At 46.1% G+C, this 15597-nt stretch carries 10 protein-coding genes and 1 pseudogene; 7 read left to right on the forward strand and 4 right to left on the reverse strand.

Annotated features, from left to right (window positions below; translation table 11 throughout):
• Positions 1-76 precede the first annotated feature (76 nt).
• The 3 genes and pseudogenes from L21SP3_RS09670 (at position 77) to L21SP3_RS09685 (ending at position 3748) form a co-directional block, all read left to right on the forward strand.
• Positions 77-730, forward strand: coding sequence for an HAD family hydrolase (locus tag L21SP3_RS09670; RefSeq protein WP_077540989.1), 654 nt, complete (start codon positions 77-79; stop codon positions 728-730).
• Positions 731-1588: 858 nt separating this feature from the next.
• Positions 1589-2944: pseudogene (locus L21SP3_RS09680) on the forward strand (ISH6 family transposase).
• A 303-nt stretch (positions 2945-3247) separates the two neighbouring features.
• Positions 3248-3748 carry a PEP-CTERM sorting domain-containing protein gene (locus L21SP3_RS09685; RefSeq protein WP_077540995.1) on the forward strand — a complete coding sequence of 167 codons (501 nt, stop codon included), beginning with the start codon at positions 3248-3250 and terminating at the stop codon, positions 3746-3748.
• A 300-nt stretch (positions 3749-4048) separates the two neighbouring features.
• Here the strand turns inward: L21SP3_RS09685 and L21SP3_RS09690 are convergent, their stop codons facing one another.
• From L21SP3_RS09690 to L21SP3_RS09700, 3 genes are all read right to left on the reverse strand, one after another.
• Complete coding sequence (locus L21SP3_RS09690; protein WP_077540997.1) at positions 4049-5686, reverse strand: NAD+ synthase; 1638 nt, start codon at positions 5684-5686, stop codon at positions 4049-4051.
• Positions 5687-6212: 526 nt separating this feature from the next.
• On the reverse strand, positions 6213-7316 hold the full coding sequence (locus tag L21SP3_RS09695) for a family 43 glycosylhydrolase (protein WP_077541931.1): 1104 nt from the start codon (positions 7314-7316) through the stop codon (positions 6213-6215).
• 206 nt (positions 7317-7522) lie between these two features.
• Positions 7523-8890 carry a transposase gene (locus tag L21SP3_RS09700; protein ID WP_077538585.1) on the reverse strand — a complete coding sequence of 456 codons (1368 nt, stop codon included), beginning with the start codon at positions 8888-8890 and terminating at the stop codon, positions 7523-7525.
• Between the two features lie 310 nt (positions 8891-9200).
• Between L21SP3_RS09700 and L21SP3_RS09705 the strand changes: the two genes are divergently transcribed.
• Complete coding sequence (locus L21SP3_RS09705) at positions 9201-10136, forward strand: hypothetical protein (protein ID WP_123785179.1); 936 nt, start codon at positions 9201-9203, stop codon at positions 10134-10136.
• Entirely contained in the window at positions 10136-11497 is a 1362-nt protein-coding gene (locus L21SP3_RS09710) for a lipopolysaccharide biosynthesis protein (RefSeq protein ID WP_077541001.1), read from the forward strand. Before L21SP3_RS09705 ends, L21SP3_RS09710 begins: the two co-directional genes overlap by 1 nt.
• On the opposite strand, the gene L21SP3_RS09715 is transcribed toward L21SP3_RS09710, so the two are convergent.
• The gene (locus L21SP3_RS09715) at positions 11488-13074 is read right to left on the reverse strand and encodes an alkaline phosphatase family protein (RefSeq protein WP_077541003.1); all 1587 of its coding nucleotides are present in this window, start codon (positions 13072-13074) and stop codon (positions 11488-11490) included. The two genes, L21SP3_RS09710 and L21SP3_RS09715, sit on opposite strands and share 10 nt — an antisense overlap.
• A 115-nt stretch (positions 13075-13189) precedes the next feature.
• On the opposite strand from L21SP3_RS09715, the gene L21SP3_RS09720 reads away from it, so the two are divergent.
• Positions 13190-14764 (forward strand): alkaline phosphatase family protein, encoded by a 1575-nt coding sequence (locus L21SP3_RS09720; protein WP_077541005.1) that lies wholly within the window; start codon positions 13190-13192, stop codon positions 14762-14764.
• A gap of 1 nt (position 14765) precedes the next feature.
• Entirely contained in the window at positions 14766-15458 is a 693-nt protein-coding gene (locus L21SP3_RS09725; RefSeq protein WP_077541007.1) for a class I SAM-dependent methyltransferase, read from the forward strand.
• Positions 15459-15597: the final 139 nt, after the last annotated feature.

Genomic DNA, 15597 nt, shown 5'->3' on the forward strand with positions numbered 1-15597 from the left:
TATCACGCTGATTTGTTCCCGCCTGAAAGGGCAGGAATCGAGATATGATTATAACATCTTTCTAAAGAGAATAAATATGCAATACGATACAGTACTATTTGACCTCGACGGAACGCTGATTGATACCGTGGAAGACCTCGGCGACACGATGAACAAGGCTCTCAAGGAGTTCGGCTTTCCAACTATTACATACGAGCAGTGCCGGATGATGCTCGGGATAGGCCTGAGGCATTTCTGCGAATCCGCCCTGCCTGAGGGTAAAAAGGGGATGACAGATGAGGTGATGACGGTGTTCCGCGAGATATACAACGATAATTTCTGCGAGAAAACAAAGCCGTATGATGGCATTCCGGAGCTGCTGAACTGGCTCAGGGAGCGGAAATTTAAGCTTGCGGTTATCACGAACAAGAATGAAGATATATCCTCGGTGATAGTGGAAAAGATATTCGGGGACGGAGTTTTTGGAGTTGTTCGCGGGGCGCAAGACGGAATCGGTTGCAAACCCCAGCCGGCACCGGCTATGGGCGTTTTGGAGCTGCTTGGCTCAAGCCCCGAGAAAACGCTCTTCGTAGGCGACGGCGAAACCGACGTTGAAACTGCGAAAAACTGCGGCTTCCGGGCAGTTTGGGTAAACTGGGGATTCCGGGCTTATGAAGAGCTCGGCGAACACAAGCCGGACGATGTAATCTCCAGCCCTGAAGAGCTGAAAAATATCATCGAAACGGGCTGAGAGTGAAGTAAGCGAGTTGATAATAACACAGCCATTGCTCAGGCGGATTTTGTATTTGTTTTACCACGAAAGGCACGAAACACACGAAGGGGATATGGTTTTGATTTATTTTTTATCCACAGATGGCACAGATTTTATTTGGATTATACCACGAAAAAACGATATTTTATTGGAATTAGTGAAGATTAGCGGCGAGTGGCGAGTGGCGAGTGGCAAGTGGCAAAATCATAAGCGAAAAATCTTCTCTAAAAGAATGCCTAGCGGGTCCGCCGTGGCGAACTCCGCTGTAGTACTGGGGATGTTAAACAGCGCAGATATTTTTAAGAATATAAAGCATTGCGATAAAACAATTTATATCAAAATCCTTCGTGGGCTTCGAGCACTTCGCGGTTTTAAAAAGAATTATTCACAACGAAGGAACCATCTTAGCGGAAATTAGTGAAGATTAGCGGTTAAAAAATCTCCCCTCCGTTTCCTCCGATACCTCTGTGTAAAAACTTCAGCCCCCGCTTTGGCGGAGAGGTATCGGAGAAATGCAATATATCAGTGAAAAATCAGCGCAGAACAGCGGCTGAAAAATCTTCCCTCCGCCTTTTCATTATTTAATATTTATCCTGTCAATCCTGTCAAAATTATAAAAATTATCCCCCTTAGTGCTTCTTAGCGTTTCTCAGTGGCTGAAATATCTCAGTGCTTCTCGTGGTTAAAAAAAATTACCCGCCAAAAAATCCTGTAAATCCTGTAAAAAATCATAAAACTTTGATAACGTCCCAAAGTTTGTGGATAAATTGCAAAAGGCTTGAGAAGTGATATAGTGTTATAGATAAGATAATACTTTTATCACAGGAGTCTCAAGCCATGCAGAACATTATATCATTAGAACTGATAAGTGCCACATCAGAAAATGGATTTTCTTTAGATGAATTGGTTTTCAGGACCAAAGAGTTATTTGAAACTGAGGCTATGGCAGGTTTTGTAAGCCTGATTCTTCAGTTGATTGATGAGCGAATATGTATGAACATTGTTCAAGGTAAATCGGATAATACCGGCCAATCATGCTGCTGCAATGAGCGGTTTGAATATCATGACAGGTCTCTTCGCCAGTTCAGGACTTCTGTCGGCACAGTCAAGATTAGCTGGCGTCGCTTAAAGTGCGTTAAATGCGGCAAGACAATAACTCCTTTGAGAGATTTTTTAGGCCTTGCACCCTACCAGTCAAAGACATTGGAGTTGGAAAAGCTGGTTACAGAAATTGTAAGCGAACAAAGTTATCGCCGAAGCAGCACTCATCTTGAATCTATCGGCAGCATACCTGTTCCAAAGAGCACTGCCCATCGCTGGGTTGTACAGACCGAGTGCGATCAGATTGATACCGGCACAGATACATTCAGTCTTCTTTTTGCTGACGGCACCGGCTTTAAGCGTCGGCCCGATAAGGACAAACGCATAAGTAATCGCGGTGAGCTCAGAGTTGCCTTAGGAGTCACCAGAAGTAGTTCTGTGGTGCCTTTAGGGGCATTCAGCGGTAAAAGCTGGGACGAGATATCCTCGCTGGTCAAGGGCGAACGTAAGAACAAAGAGCTTGTTGCCGATATGCTTGTAAGCGAGGGCGAAACAGGTCTGGTTAAGAGTCTGGCCAAACTTTGCAATGATAGCCAAAGAAGCCATTGGCACCTGGTTCGGGATCTGAATTATACGATGTGGAAGGATGATGCCGGCAAACTTGAACGTAAGCAAAAGCAGAAAGAATTGAATGCCGTAATTGGTATTGAAATTCCCGAGGAAGATTTTGAAAAGGTCTGTGATGATGACAAGAAAGATTTGCAAGATGCTGTCAATAGTGCCGAAAGTGATCTTCGTAAGCTGATAGGCAAACTGCTGGAGAAGGGATGTAAAATAGCAGCCGATTACCTGAACCGTTCAGCTAAAAATATGTTCAGCTATGCTCGCCGCTGGCTGGAGACAGGTATTGTAACTCCGCGGGTTTCCAGCATGATAGAACGGATGATGCGAGAGCTTGGTCGACGCCTTAAACGCATCGCATTTGGCTGGAGCGAAGAAGGAGCGGCAAAGATGGCCAGAATTATCATTAAAAGATTTACTTCAGAAAATCAATGAGAAAAATACTGGCACGAAAAACTGAGGTTATTGGACAATGTAATGCTTGCTCTAAAGACTATAAAAGTACAGAACCCACAAACTTTGGGACGTTAATAAAAAACTGCCAATTGAACAAAAGCAAAAAAAAATGCAAACTGGGGTAATTCAAATCCTACAAGAAAAGGGCGTTTTAATACAATAAACAAGCCCTCAACGATAAATTTATGGACTTATGGGATGGCTGTGAAAATAAGAGATTAAGATATAATGATGCAGGTGAATTAAGTTTTGAAAAATCCCAAGATTAAAATTTTATCTTTTCTTATCCCATCCTGTCAATCTTGTAAATCCTGTCAGAAATAAAAAATCGGTTGGCTTAAAACTTATAACTGACAATAAAACTTTCAAGGAGAACAAATGAAATCTTTATCAGCAATTTTGATCTTCCTGACCGCAGCGGCCTGCAGCGGGCAGATGATAGCGGAAATTCAGGCGGATTTCTCGAACGTGAGCGGCAGCCGCTGGGAGGCGGAGTATGCTATCGAGAATACCGGCACAGAGCAGATAAGCGAGCTTACGATCTGGTTTGACTATGAGGATTATACGAATTTCGAGATTACCACCGCAGACCCGCAGGGCTGGGATGAGATGATAATCGCTGCTGAGCCGCTAACCGAATCGGGAGCGGGGTACGATCTGCTCAATGCTTCCGAGCCGATCACCACAGGCGAAGTGCTGGGCGGGTTTTCTGTTGAATTTGATTATGCCGGCAGCACACCCCAGAATCAGAGCTTCGAGATAATCAATCCAAACACGTACGAAACGCTCTACGAAGGCCAAACCGTACCAGAGCCGGCAACGATCGGCCTTTTCGCACTCGCCGGCATCGCTCTGAAGAAGCGAAAAAACACGATATAATCCGCAGACTGTCCACTTATTTCGTCCCGCCTGTCCGCCGCAGGCGGATCATTCATGCGTGGCCTGATTTAAATATTCGCTTCTTGAAATCGCAGCGAAATTAAATTATCCACAGATTTTGTGTTTTTATTTTATCGCGAAGTCCTCGAAACACCCCAAGGGGATATGGTTTTGATTTATCAAAGAAGTTTGGCAGGTAAACGATCTCACGGATTTATGTCGCATAGAAATTTATTATCCATTAAAAGAATGTCCCCCCTTAGGAGCTTGGAAGCGGCAGAATGCTAAATTCTTGCGTGCTTATTCCCTCACTTGTGAGCGGTATTTATTTGTAATTGGCAGTCTTCTGTCTCTTCCGAAGGCTTTTGGAGTAATTTTGATTCCCGGGGGAGACTGACGTCTTTTATATTCATTGAAATCCACCATCCTCAGCACCCTGTTTATATCTTCGGTTTTGCAGCCTTCGTTTCGGAGCTGGTCTGCTGATTTATCCTGCTCCACATAGCCCTTTATTAACGCATCAAGCAGGTCGTAATCGGGGAGTGAATCAGCATCGATCTGCTCTTCTCTGAGCTCTGCCGATGGCGGCCTTGTGATTGTTGATTCGGGGATAAGCTCGCCGAACTTCTCATTGATGTATCTCGAGAGCCTGTACACCATAGTTTTGGTAACGTCTTTAATCACGGCAAATCCGCCTGCGGTATCGCCGTAGAGTGTGGAATAGCCCACAGCCGTTTCGCTCTTGTTGCCTGTAGTGAGCACCATATAGCCAAACTGATTGCTCAAAGACATAAGTATCGTCCCGCGTATTCTTGCTTGCAGATTTTCGTATGCTGTGCCGGAATCGTCCCAGCCCGGGATAAGCGAGAGCGCTTTATGAAATGCGGAAAGCGTTTCTGATATCGGAACAGTTTTGAAGCTTATTGCGAGATTCCGGGCCAGCAGCTCTGCATCTGTTATGGTTTCGGATTTATTGAACTTCGAGGGCATTGTGATTCCGAAAACGTTCTCACTGCCCAGCGCCTTAACAGCAATCGCAGCTGCGAGGGCAGAATCAATCCCGCCGGAGATGCCTATAATCACCTTTTCAAAGCCGTTCTTTCGCACGTAATCCCCTGTGCCCAGAACCAGAGCCTCATAAACCTCCTCCACCACGTTTCTGGGCTGAGGAGCCTTTTCCTGACAAGCTATAATATCTGTTTCCCCGTCAGACTTCCGCAAATCTGCATATATAATATCCTCCTCGAAATAATTCGCTTTTGCGATTATATTCCCGGCACTGTCTGTGATGATGCTTCGTCCGTCGAAAACGAGCTCATCCTGCCCGCCAACGAGGTTGCAGTATATTACGGGAACTTGGAGTTTTTTTGAGCAGTTTGAGATAATCTGCTTTCTCTCTTCAATTTTGCCCTTATGGAAAGGTGAGGCCGAGATGTTTACGAAAATATCCATCCCGGGGAAGAGGTTTCTGTAAAGCTCAAGCTGCTCTGGCTCCCAGATATCCTCGCATATGCTCAGCCCGACGCTTATCCCCGCAACATCAAAGCATAGCGGGGTCTTGCCAGTGCTGAAGTAGCGTCGTTCATCGAAAACGCCGTAGTTCGGGAGCTGCATTTTGTTGTATATTGTCTGGATCTCTCCGCCGGAGGCGAGGAACAGGGAATTGAAGCACCCGCCTTTATCGCAGTTCGGCGAGCCGAATATTATCGCAGGGCCGTTGCATTTTTCAGCGAGCTTCCTTGAGGTTTTTAGGCAGTCATTGAGAAAGTGCTTTTTGAACAGCAGGTCTTCAGGCGGGTATCCTGAAATGCTCATTTCAGGGAAAACTACAAGCTGCACGCCTTTCTCAGCGGCCTGCTGGTATGCACTGAGGATTTTCTCCGCGTTTGCCTTGAGGTCCCCGACTACAGGGTTAATTTGTGCTGCGGCTATTCTCATTATATTACTTCTTACATTACTTCTATGAATTAACAAACGGCATTAATCACAGCAGATTTTACCCGCAAACGCTGAGAATGCAAACTGCAAGTAATATTGCTGAAAACAGTCTAGGTCATTTCTTAGGTATAAAGAAACTAACGAATCACAAGCAATATTACTTTCCAGCGGTTTCCCCAAAAGGGGGATTTACTGAAATTCTTGGGAAAATCAGCTTAAAACAGAAATTTTATTTGAATTAAAATTCTTTAAATGCTATAAGAGAAAACAATACTTTGACAAGGCTGTTTTTGGATGTATTCACCGAGTCGTTAGAAGCCCGGTCAAGGAAAGAGGTAAAGCAATAATTCAATTAACAATGCCCAAAAACGCCTGGTTTTCCTCTCAAAGTTTGCCGGAGGTTCAAATGCCTCCGGCATTCTATTAAAGGTTGATTGTTGTTATAACTAAAAGTGCTCGGGAGCAAGCCTCACGAGCACTTTTTTTGGGTATTAAAACCCTGTAAATTTATGAAGTACGCTTTTGTTTAGAACTCTTGTTTTTCATCCTCTCCAGGGCTTTCGTATGCAGGGTCGAGGGCCTTAACGTGAATCTCGCCGCTGTCGAGCTGACTGATATCCATCGGAACTATGGTAACTCCCTGCTCGTTGATTGTGTAGGCATCCCCGCTGATGTCCATTGTTTCCGCTGCAACTTTGCCTATCGGCGGTACATCGGCATTGTAGAAGGCAGTGCACCACCAGTTGCCTTCTTTGTCTTGGAAAGGCGTGCCGTGGCCGAGGAATCTGCCTGCAAATTTACGGTCGCTGTATTTTCCGGTAATCTCATCGGCTACCGAATAATAAAGATTGTACGAACCGTGCCTCATTTTCAGTGTTGACCAGCCGGTTCCGAAAAGCACGTATTTATCCCCTATTTTACGCATAAGGCAGCCCTCATGACCTATATTTCTGTTTGGAGGGCCTATTTTCGCTGGTTTTGCCTTGAAACCTGAGAAATCATCCTTTAGCGGTGCAGTTTGCGTGGCTCCCCATATCATCCAGACCGTTCCGGATTCGTCTCTGAATAAGGATGGGTCGTGTTTTCTGCCAATATCAGCCCCCATGGGGTTTTCGTATGGGCCTTCAAGCTTGAAGTCATCAGTTAGCGAGAGATTTGCTCCCTTTACAGGCGAGGGGCTAGTGTGAACTATCGCCCATTTGCCGCCGACATTATGGATTTCCGGAGCCCAGAGCCGCCATCTGCTTTTGTCCACATTCCTGAATCTTTCCGGCTTTGCCTTAGGCCAGATGCCATCCATAATTGAATATGGAGTGCCGAGGTATTCCCACTCCACCAGATCTTTGCTCCGCCAAGCCTGCATTTTATATCCCACAACGCTGACTCCGCCAAGCCCGACGTTGTATGGGTTTTCATACTGCTGCGGGTTGTCCGGCAGAGGGGTTGTGCCGGTAAGGTAGTACCAGCCGTGCGGCGAGAGCACGATGTAGGGATCTCTTATCCAGCCGTCTTTGATGTGCAGGGCTTTATCTCTGCTTTCCAGCCCCGCTCTGATTTCTTCTGCAGGCATAGCTGCGAATAGAGACACGGAGAAACATACTAAAATGAGCATCCAAATGTGTTTTTTCATGGTAAACCTTTCTAATAATAAATTTACATTCGAGCCTGTTGCACAATGATTTTCGAATCCAACCATTGGATTCGACGGCTGTCTGGGGCAGACGGCTCAATTCTATGTTTCCCAAACACCTTTTCTTAGCTTTTTATATGGTATCGTGTTTTCGCCAAAAAAACAAGCAAAATTACACGTCAAAACGAATAAAAACGGCCTTTTTATCAATTCCAGCAGGCCTTTTTGCTTCGCCACAACTTCAAAAGGTTGTGCGTAGCGCAAATCAGCGACCACTCACCGCGGCAAGCCTCAATGCCTCGTTGCATAAATCGATCAAAACCGCGAACATCTTTAATCTGCCCAAACACTGGTTCGACTGTCTGACCTCGAATCTTATATAATTCTCGCCCTCGTTCGGTCAGCAGTTTACGTTCCATCAATTCTGTCGGCGACAAGCCGTCCGGTATCGGTTCTTCCGGCGGCGGTTGCTCGGCCATTGCCTTTCGCTGCTTATAATCTTTCTGTGTCGCCACCAGCAACTCAATGTCACCAGCAGGCTCCTTTGTAAAATTATCTTCACTGCAATAGCCAGCATCTGCCAAAGCCACACCCATTTCCTCTTCGATTTCAACGGCCTGTCGATTTTCTTCGGCCTGCTCAAGCATCGGATGTAATTGCTGTTTATCATTTTCCTCTTGGGTCACATCCTCAGCAACGATAATCTGTTGCTCTGTTGTCACCGCCTGAGCATTAAGACCCTGAACGAAACCTTTTCGAGTTTTCATGATTCTGCTGTCGGGGTCGGTAACATTGGCTTTGGCATCTTTGTTTCCAGCTTCTTCGGCAGGTTTGGGCTTACGACCACGAGGCTTTTTGCCGGTATTTTCTTCTTTGGATTTCCGCTCATCTATCTTGTCCTGCTGTTGTTTTTCGGCTTCTGCTTTTTCCTGCTCTAAACGCTCTTTACAGGCCTTTAGACGGTTTATTCGGCTATTGCGGTCCCGCATATCTTCGGGCAGTTCATCGCCTCGCTTATCAGCGCCATAAGCTTTGTCTTCCTCGGCGTCTTTAGCGTCCGCCTCGGATAGCATCTTATCGATTTCCTGCTCCAGGTGCTTTAGTGTTCGATTGGCTGATAACGAAGCATTGGCTTTGATCTTTGTCCCATCCAATGAAACATTGCCGAGTTTAACAATGTCTGCTTCAACACAAAGCCTGAGGATTTCCAGAAACAACTTCTTTAAATGCGACTGGTTATCCTTGCGAAATCGGCTGATCGTACTGTGGTCGGGATATTGATTGGCAGTAACAACTTTATAGGCTACATCCGTCTGGCAGTGCTTTTCTATCTTTCTGCTGGAACGCTCGCCGCTACAGTAGGAATATATCAGCAGAGCAACCATCATCGAAGGATGAAAAGCTGAATTGCCGACTCCATCAGTACGGTATTTTTTGTAAAACTGCGATAGGTCGATTTGTTCAACCGCATCAAGAACAAACCACGCCAGATGATCTTCCGGCAGCCAATCCGTCAATGAGGGAGGCAGAAGATACGCCTGATTTCGGTCGCAAGGCAGGAAATTGTAAGCCATTTCGTAATCCTTTACATGTTTAGCAATCCTTTTGGCCTATTATAACCGAAAAGCTGGATTTATTCACTTGTAAAAGAGCAATCACTGACAATTATTTATGCAACAGGCTCATTCCTCAGATAAATATCCAAACAGAATGAATTTTACGAATTATTTGTACAGCTTTTTGCCTGCATAAACCTGCGGCCTTATATTTTTATTGTAACAAGCCCTTTTTTTAATAACATTTCATAAAGCAGATGCAGTATTAAAATGATATCACTTGCATTTTTTTGCAAATAATATAACAGTTTCAGAAATTGGGTTGAATATGCAGTTCAAAGAGCTGAGAGTTCTCGAGGAGAAATGGGATTATCTGATAATCCTCGATGCTTGCAGATATGATTATTTCGAGAAATACTACAAATTTTTCCTCCCGGGAGAGCTGGAAAAGCGAAGAACCCCTGCCTCCAACACGCCCCGCTGGAGGGATGCAAATTTTCCCGATTATTATGAGGATGTGGTTTATATCTCAGCGAGCCCGATGATGAGCACTGAGGGGGATGTTTACGGATACAACGCCAAAGACCACTTTAAACATATTCACGAGGTATGGAAAGAGCTTTGGGATAATGATTTAGGAACTGTTGCCCCCATACCTTTAGTAGACAAGGCTCTTGATATCTCATCCGCTTACAGCGGGAAACGCTTTATAATCCATATGCTTCAGCCACACGCACCTTATATCTTTTCCGGCGTTAGAGGCTACAGCTCAGGAGACATTGCGGGCCGGCGCAAGATGCTCGAATCGGAAACCTACAGCGAGAACAAATTCTTTCGAAGGTTTTTTGACAAGAATAAATTCAAGCTTCGAAAGCTCGTCAAAGGCCATAACCAGCCGGACTGGGTTCTGCGAAAATATCTCGGCCTCGCTCCATCCGGCGCGATGGAAGCGATGTGGAGAAAAGGCGGCAAAAAAACGCTCAGAAATGAATATGAGAAAAATTTGATAGCCGCCCTTGCCGCAGTGAGAATATTTGCTGAAAAGGCCGAAGGAACAATCTTAGTGGTTGCAGACCACGGAGAACTGCTGGGCGAGGACGGGATGTACGGGCATCCGGAAGATTCAGGCAGTGATATCCTGATGAACGTACCCTGCCTGAAAATAAATGCATCAGAGCTGAGCTCCACAGAAGACAGCCCGCAGGCAGAAGATGATGAAGATCAGACGGTAGCAGATAAGCTCGGGCAGCTTGGCTATATGTAATGAGCGATAATCAAACACAAAAGCCTCATAAAGATCTTTACAAAAAGACCCTCCAGAGCGGCGGGTGGGTTTTCGGGCTCAGGCTCTTTAACCACCTGCTTTCAATAGTCCGGCTCGGAGTGCTTGCAATTTTCCTCACCCCAGAACAGTTTGGCGTAGTAGGTGCGGGGCTTCTGTTGGTGGAAGTGCTGGAAACATTCACTCAAACAGGCTTCAATCAATCGCTGATAGCCAAAAAAGGCAGTGTTGAAAACTGGCTGAATACAGCCTGGACAGCAGGCCTGATACGTGCAGGAATATTATACTCTATTATTTTCTTCGCCTCCCCTTTTGCAGCAGAGCTGAAGGCCTCAGGCGAGCTGGCAGCACAAACCACGATGATAATGAGGGTTTTAGGCCTTTTGATTATAATAAAGGCGATGAACAACCCGGGCGTTTTATACTTCTCCAAAGATCTCCGATTCGATAAAGTTTTCAAGATAAACTCAATATCAAACACCGCTGCTGCAGTGGTGTCGATTGCCGCTGCCTTCTACTACCGCTCAGCTTGGGCGATAGTTATCGGAAAGATTCTCGGTGCATTGCTCTCCGCTGCGGGGGGATATATTATGCACAGCTTCAGACCCCGAATTGAGATCAATCTCAAAAAGCTTAAAGATATGTGGGGCTTTGGCAAATGGATTACCGGCGGGCGGATTGTGAGCTTTCTTATAAATCAGGGAGATGATTTTCTCGTATGGTTTTACCTTGGAATGAAGCCTCTGGGGCTGTATCAGATGTCTTACAAGATCTCCACTATCCCGGGCGATTACGTTTCAAAAACTCTCAATACCACGCTTTTCCCTGCTATGTCCAAGATCTCAGAGGATAAAGAACGAATGCGTTCTGCGTATCTCAAGCTCTTCAGGATGGTTTTTACGTTTTCCTGCCCTGTTGTTGTGTGTCTTATTCTGGGCAGTGAATTCCTTTGGCTCATCCTCGGAAGCAAATGGGCGCCTGCGATACCGGTAATCCAAATTCTGTGCATTAAGGGCTTCTTCCAAACAATGGGCACCTCCCGCGGGCCTGTTTTTCTCTCCATGGGCAGGCCGAATATAGCCTTCCGCATCAAGCTTGTCAGGTTCGTATTTCTCGCAGCAGTGATATTCCCGCTTGCCTCTAATTACGGCGTGCAGGGTGTTGCCTGGGCAGTGGCAGCGGCTGCAGCGCTTCCCCAGCCGCTCGGTTTCTACTGGACAAACCGCCTGCTCGGTATCAGAGCGTCTGAATATTTCCCGCTTATTGTGCCGGGTCTTCTTCTGGGGCTTGCCGCGGTACTTGGTATTTGGGGCGCGGTTTTTATCGCTTCAATCTATATATAGCCCAGGTCCCTTAGCTGATCCTCAACCCCGCTCTGCTGATCGTCGCTGTAGTCAACTCCTTCTTTGCCCTGCAAGCCGCTCTGGACGTATTTCGGCTGGATATCTTCGCTGAAAATATCCCCGAGGAACTGCCCGTCTATATGGCCGGGAATTTCTGCCCCGAGAAAGCCGAGGATTGTGGGGGCGATGTCTATTATCTCAGCATCTCTTTTCTGCTGCTTTATCAGCCCGCCTGAAGCTGCCCAGAAACCCTCAATCGAATGAGTACCGCCGGCAAAGCCGTTATTCGCAGGAGAAGTGAGGACTGGAGAATTTTCCTCGCGCGATGGAGTTACCGCATTCAGCACTCCTTCTTTGAGCTCTGCTTTCATCGCAGGCTCGCTGAGGCTATCTCTTTCGGTAATCTCTATTGTGCTTACAACAGGATTCTGCGATTCAGGCCCGAAGGCCTTGAGCAAACTATCGCGGATCTTAGCCAAATGCTTTTTCTGCGAGGCGTCCGTTACGTAAAAGTATGCCCCCATAGCGCCGAGGCAGAAGATATTGGGCTGCTGGAAGTCTATCATCTTGCGAAGGTGCTCAAGATGCTTTTCGCAGAAGAGCCTCGTATCGGGCTTCGAGCCCGCTGAGGCGGCCTTCTTTTTTGCCTCGCCGTAAATTCCGGCAATCTTTTTCAGCAAGGGGTGCTTATCTTTCAGCTCATCGCTGATAAGGCCGCTTTTTTCCTCGGAATCAAGGAGCTTAAGGAAGCCGTTTTGATGCAGCCACGTATTGATGGAGATTGTTTTATTATGAGCGCAGAAGCCGTGGTCGGATACCGCAAGCTTCAAATCATCCGAATCAGCAAATGAGAAAAGCTCTTTGAGGGCATTATCACAGGCCGAATAAATCTCTGCGATTTTATTAAAGGTATCCTTATCAAAGCCGGGCTGCTCTGGGTCTATTGCCCACCAGAGCTTATGCTGGAGCACATCTGTCATCTGAAACTGAACGCTTGCAAGGTCGAAATCTTCATTGCTGAGGATTTCCTTGGCGAGCGTGAGTCTTGCGTTTATAAGCCTTTTCGCCCTTTCTGCGAAGAGCTCTATGCTGCCGTCCCATCTTTTATCAACAATCTTGTAATCTTCTCTGCCTGCAATGTATTTATCGTAAACATCAGGCGGGTGTACGCTTTCTCTGCCGAGCTGCGGAGACAAGAGCCCGGGAATAATTATCCCGTTTACCTCCGGGGGCGGGGATGTTACAGGCATATTGATGCTGATAACTCTTTTGCCCGAATCAGAAAGCAGCTCCCAGAGCGATGGGACTTTTATATCCCTGAAGCTGTTCAGGCGAATCTGTCTCTTGTCGCTTTGGTATCTGTGGAAGGTGTAGATCGAGGTTTTCTCAGGCCTGCAGCCAGTCTGCAGGGAAGACCAAGCGGGAGAAGTTTCAAAAGGCATAATGCTCCTTAAAACTCCAAAGGAACCCGAGCCTGTTAAAGACTCGAGAAAGGGCATTTTCCCCTCACTGCGTAAATATTCGAAAATTCGGGGCGAAAAGCCGTCCAGCCCCGCTAATATCACTTTTCTTTTCATAAAAACACCATTCTAAAAAGAACTTTTAAAACTTATGCTAATATAAACCTTTATTTCAAAACTGCAATTCATAAAATGCAGTTAATGTTTTAAGAGTTTTAGTAAATTAGGAAAAATGAGTAAACTTTTAATTATAGGAATAGACGGCGGGACGTGGGATGTTTTGACCCCAGCTATCAAGCAGGGATATATGCCCTGCCTTGAATCGCTGCTGAACAAATCCTGCAGCGGCGTGCTCCGCTCTACAGTCCCCGCTATCACGCCCACGGCCTGGTCAACCTTCCAGACAGGGGTTAGCCCGGCGGCCAACAATATCTTCAGCTTCTCATATCTCAACAGGCAGACAAAACAGCAGCATTTCTCCACCACCAGCACAATGCAGAAAACTCTCTGGGAGATACTCTCGGATAACGGCCTGAAGGTGAGCGTTGTAAACCTGCCTATGACCTACCCGCCCCGAGAGATAAACGGGTATATGGTTACAGGGGTAAACACGCCTTCTGAGGATTCGGATTTCACATGGCCGAAGGAGCTCAAAGCCGAGATCCTCGAGAAATTCCCGAACTACAGAATTTTCACGCTTGAGAATATGCTCAGAGACTTCTCAGGCTACTACATCGAAAAAATAACAAATCAGCTTACTGATATAATCTCTCAGAGGCTTGAGGTGGCAAGGTTTTTACTGGGAAAGCAGGAGCACGATGTTTTTATGCTTCACTTTCAGGCAAACGATATCCTCCAACACGCCTTATGGCCTCTGCTCGATAAAACTTGCAAAGACTTCGACGAAAAATGGCAGAAATACATCTTCGAAAAGTTTTACGCAAAGCTGGATGACTGCATCAAAGAGCTCAATCAGGCCTTTGGCAAAAGCGCCCGAACAGAAAATTTCAAATGCCTGATCGCCTCAGATCACGGCTTTGAACACCACGAGGCCAGATTTAATCTGGGCAGCTGGCTAGTTGAGAGCGCCTATACAAAGCTCCCTGAAACGAAGGTTTCGCTGAAGAAAAAAATCTCGAAAAGCTTGAAGGTAGGCAAGATTCTCAAGCATTTCTTCAAAGAGCAGTCCGTGAATAATCTGGAGAAAAAGCTCAAGGTTCGCTCTGAGCCGATAGACTCCGTCCGAAGCAGCGCATTGGCAATCGGGAAGGGCAGCGAGGGCTTTCTATACTGCTTCGATATGACAGACCAGCAGAAGCAGGAGCTTAGAAAAAGGCTCTTGGATATAGACCTGCCGAATCCTGAGCGGGGAAAGCTTTTCGAAAAGGTTCTAACCGCAGACGAGCTCTACAAAACCGAAATCCCCGAAGACTTCCCAGACTTCTTCATCATCCCAAAAAGCGGCTACACCGTTACAGGGAAAGTTAAGAAAGACCAGCCGCTGTTCTCCGATGTGCTCAAGCAGGAAGACCTGCACCTCGGCAAGCATGCACCGGAGGGTATATTCGTGCTTACAGGATTTGAGGGCTCTCAGAGAGGGCAGGAACGGTCTATCTATGATATAGCGCCTACTGTTTTGGAAATACTCGGCATTGAACTGCCCGATTATCTCTCGGGCACTCCGCTCACAAAAAAGGCTTCTGAAAACCGCAGCGAAGAGAATCTCTTACCAAAACACAACGCAGAGACAAACGAAGAGGACGAAGAGAAAATAAAGCAGAGACTCGCTAATCTGGGGTATATGTAGAATGAAAAGCAGTCTGAAGGAGATTATAAAGCTTCCGTTCAAGCCATACTGGGCTCTGAGAAAGAAGCTCAGAACTGTTTATATGCCCAGAAAATACTGGAACGAACTGCACAGCTCGAAAAATATCGATTCCCTTCAGAGAGTGGGATACAAAAACCGCTCCGAGGAGGAAAACAGGGCGATGTATGAAAAGGCAAGACAAACGTTCATTGATTTCTGCCAAGCTCAAGGTGTGGTTTTTTCAGAAATGAAGGTGCTCGAGATAGGGTGTGGAACAGGCTTCTACACAGATATAATCAAAAATCAGGGCTGCAAAAACTACACCGGCATAGATATAAGCAGAGTTACAGTAAAGCAGCTAAAGGAGAAATACCCCAACTGCAAATTCAAAACCCTCGACGCAGCAAAGGGAAAGCTGAAGGAAAAATTCGATGTGATCGTAATGATTGATGTTACTCAGCATATCGTAGGCGAGAAGAAATTCGTATCTGCTATGAAAAACATCGACCAAATGCTTAGACCGGGCGGGATTTTTATCGTTACCTCTTGGCTCTCTGAACAGATAATCCAAAACCGCTATTACGAGGTAAAAAGGCCTCTAAGCTGCTACAAGCAGGCCTTTGCCGATTACAAGTTTTCAAAGCCGGCTGCCTTCAGAGACAAGTACATCTTTTCGATTTCCAAGCAGGGCTGAAATATACAAAACTTAAAACTGACTCAAACCCTGCACCTTCTCCGGAGATACCACATAAGCAGTGTTTACCCAGATTTAAAACAAATCTTCACTGATAATTAGTTGACCCATTTGGCACCCGCCGCAGCAACTATCCCCC

This window comes from Sedimentisphaera cyanobacteriorum (assembly GCF_001997385.1).
Taxonomy (GTDB): domain Bacteria; phylum Planctomycetota; class Phycisphaerae; order Sedimentisphaerales; family Sedimentisphaeraceae; genus Sedimentisphaera; species Sedimentisphaera cyanobacteriorum.

Coding starts and splice junctions, on each gene's coding strand:
- L21SP3_RS09670 (WP_077540989.1), top strand. CDS start 77: ATGCAATACGATACAGTACTATTTGACCTCGACGGAACGCTGATTGAT.
- L21SP3_RS09685 (WP_077540995.1), top strand. CDS start 3,248: ATGAAATCTTTATCAGCAATTTTGATCTTCCTGACCGCAGCGGCCTGC.
- L21SP3_RS09690 (WP_077540997.1), bottom strand. CDS start 5,686: ATGAGAATAGCCGCAGCACAAATTAACCCTGTAGTCGGGGACCTCAAG.
- L21SP3_RS09695 (WP_077541931.1), bottom strand. CDS start 7,316: ATGAAAAAACACATTTGGATGCTCATTTTAGTATGTTTCTCCGTGTCT.
- L21SP3_RS09700 (WP_077538585.1), bottom strand. CDS start 8,890: ATGGCTTACAATTTCCTGCCTTGCGACCGAAATCAGGCGTATCTTCTG.
- L21SP3_RS09705 (WP_123785179.1), top strand. CDS start 9,201: ATGCAGTTCAAAGAGCTGAGAGTTCTCGAGGAGAAATGGGATTATCTG.
- L21SP3_RS09710 (WP_077541001.1), top strand. CDS start 10,136: ATGAGCGATAATCAAACACAAAAGCCTCATAAAGATCTTTACAAAAAG.
- L21SP3_RS09715 (WP_077541003.1), bottom strand. CDS start 13,074: ATGAAAAGAAAAGTGATATTAGCGGGGCTGGACGGCTTTTCGCCCCGA.
- L21SP3_RS09720 (WP_077541005.1), top strand. CDS start 13,190: ATGAGTAAACTTTTAATTATAGGAATAGACGGCGGGACGTGGGATGTT.
- L21SP3_RS09725 (WP_077541007.1), top strand. CDS start 14,766: ATGAAAAGCAGTCTGAAGGAGATTATAAAGCTTCCGTTCAAGCCATAC.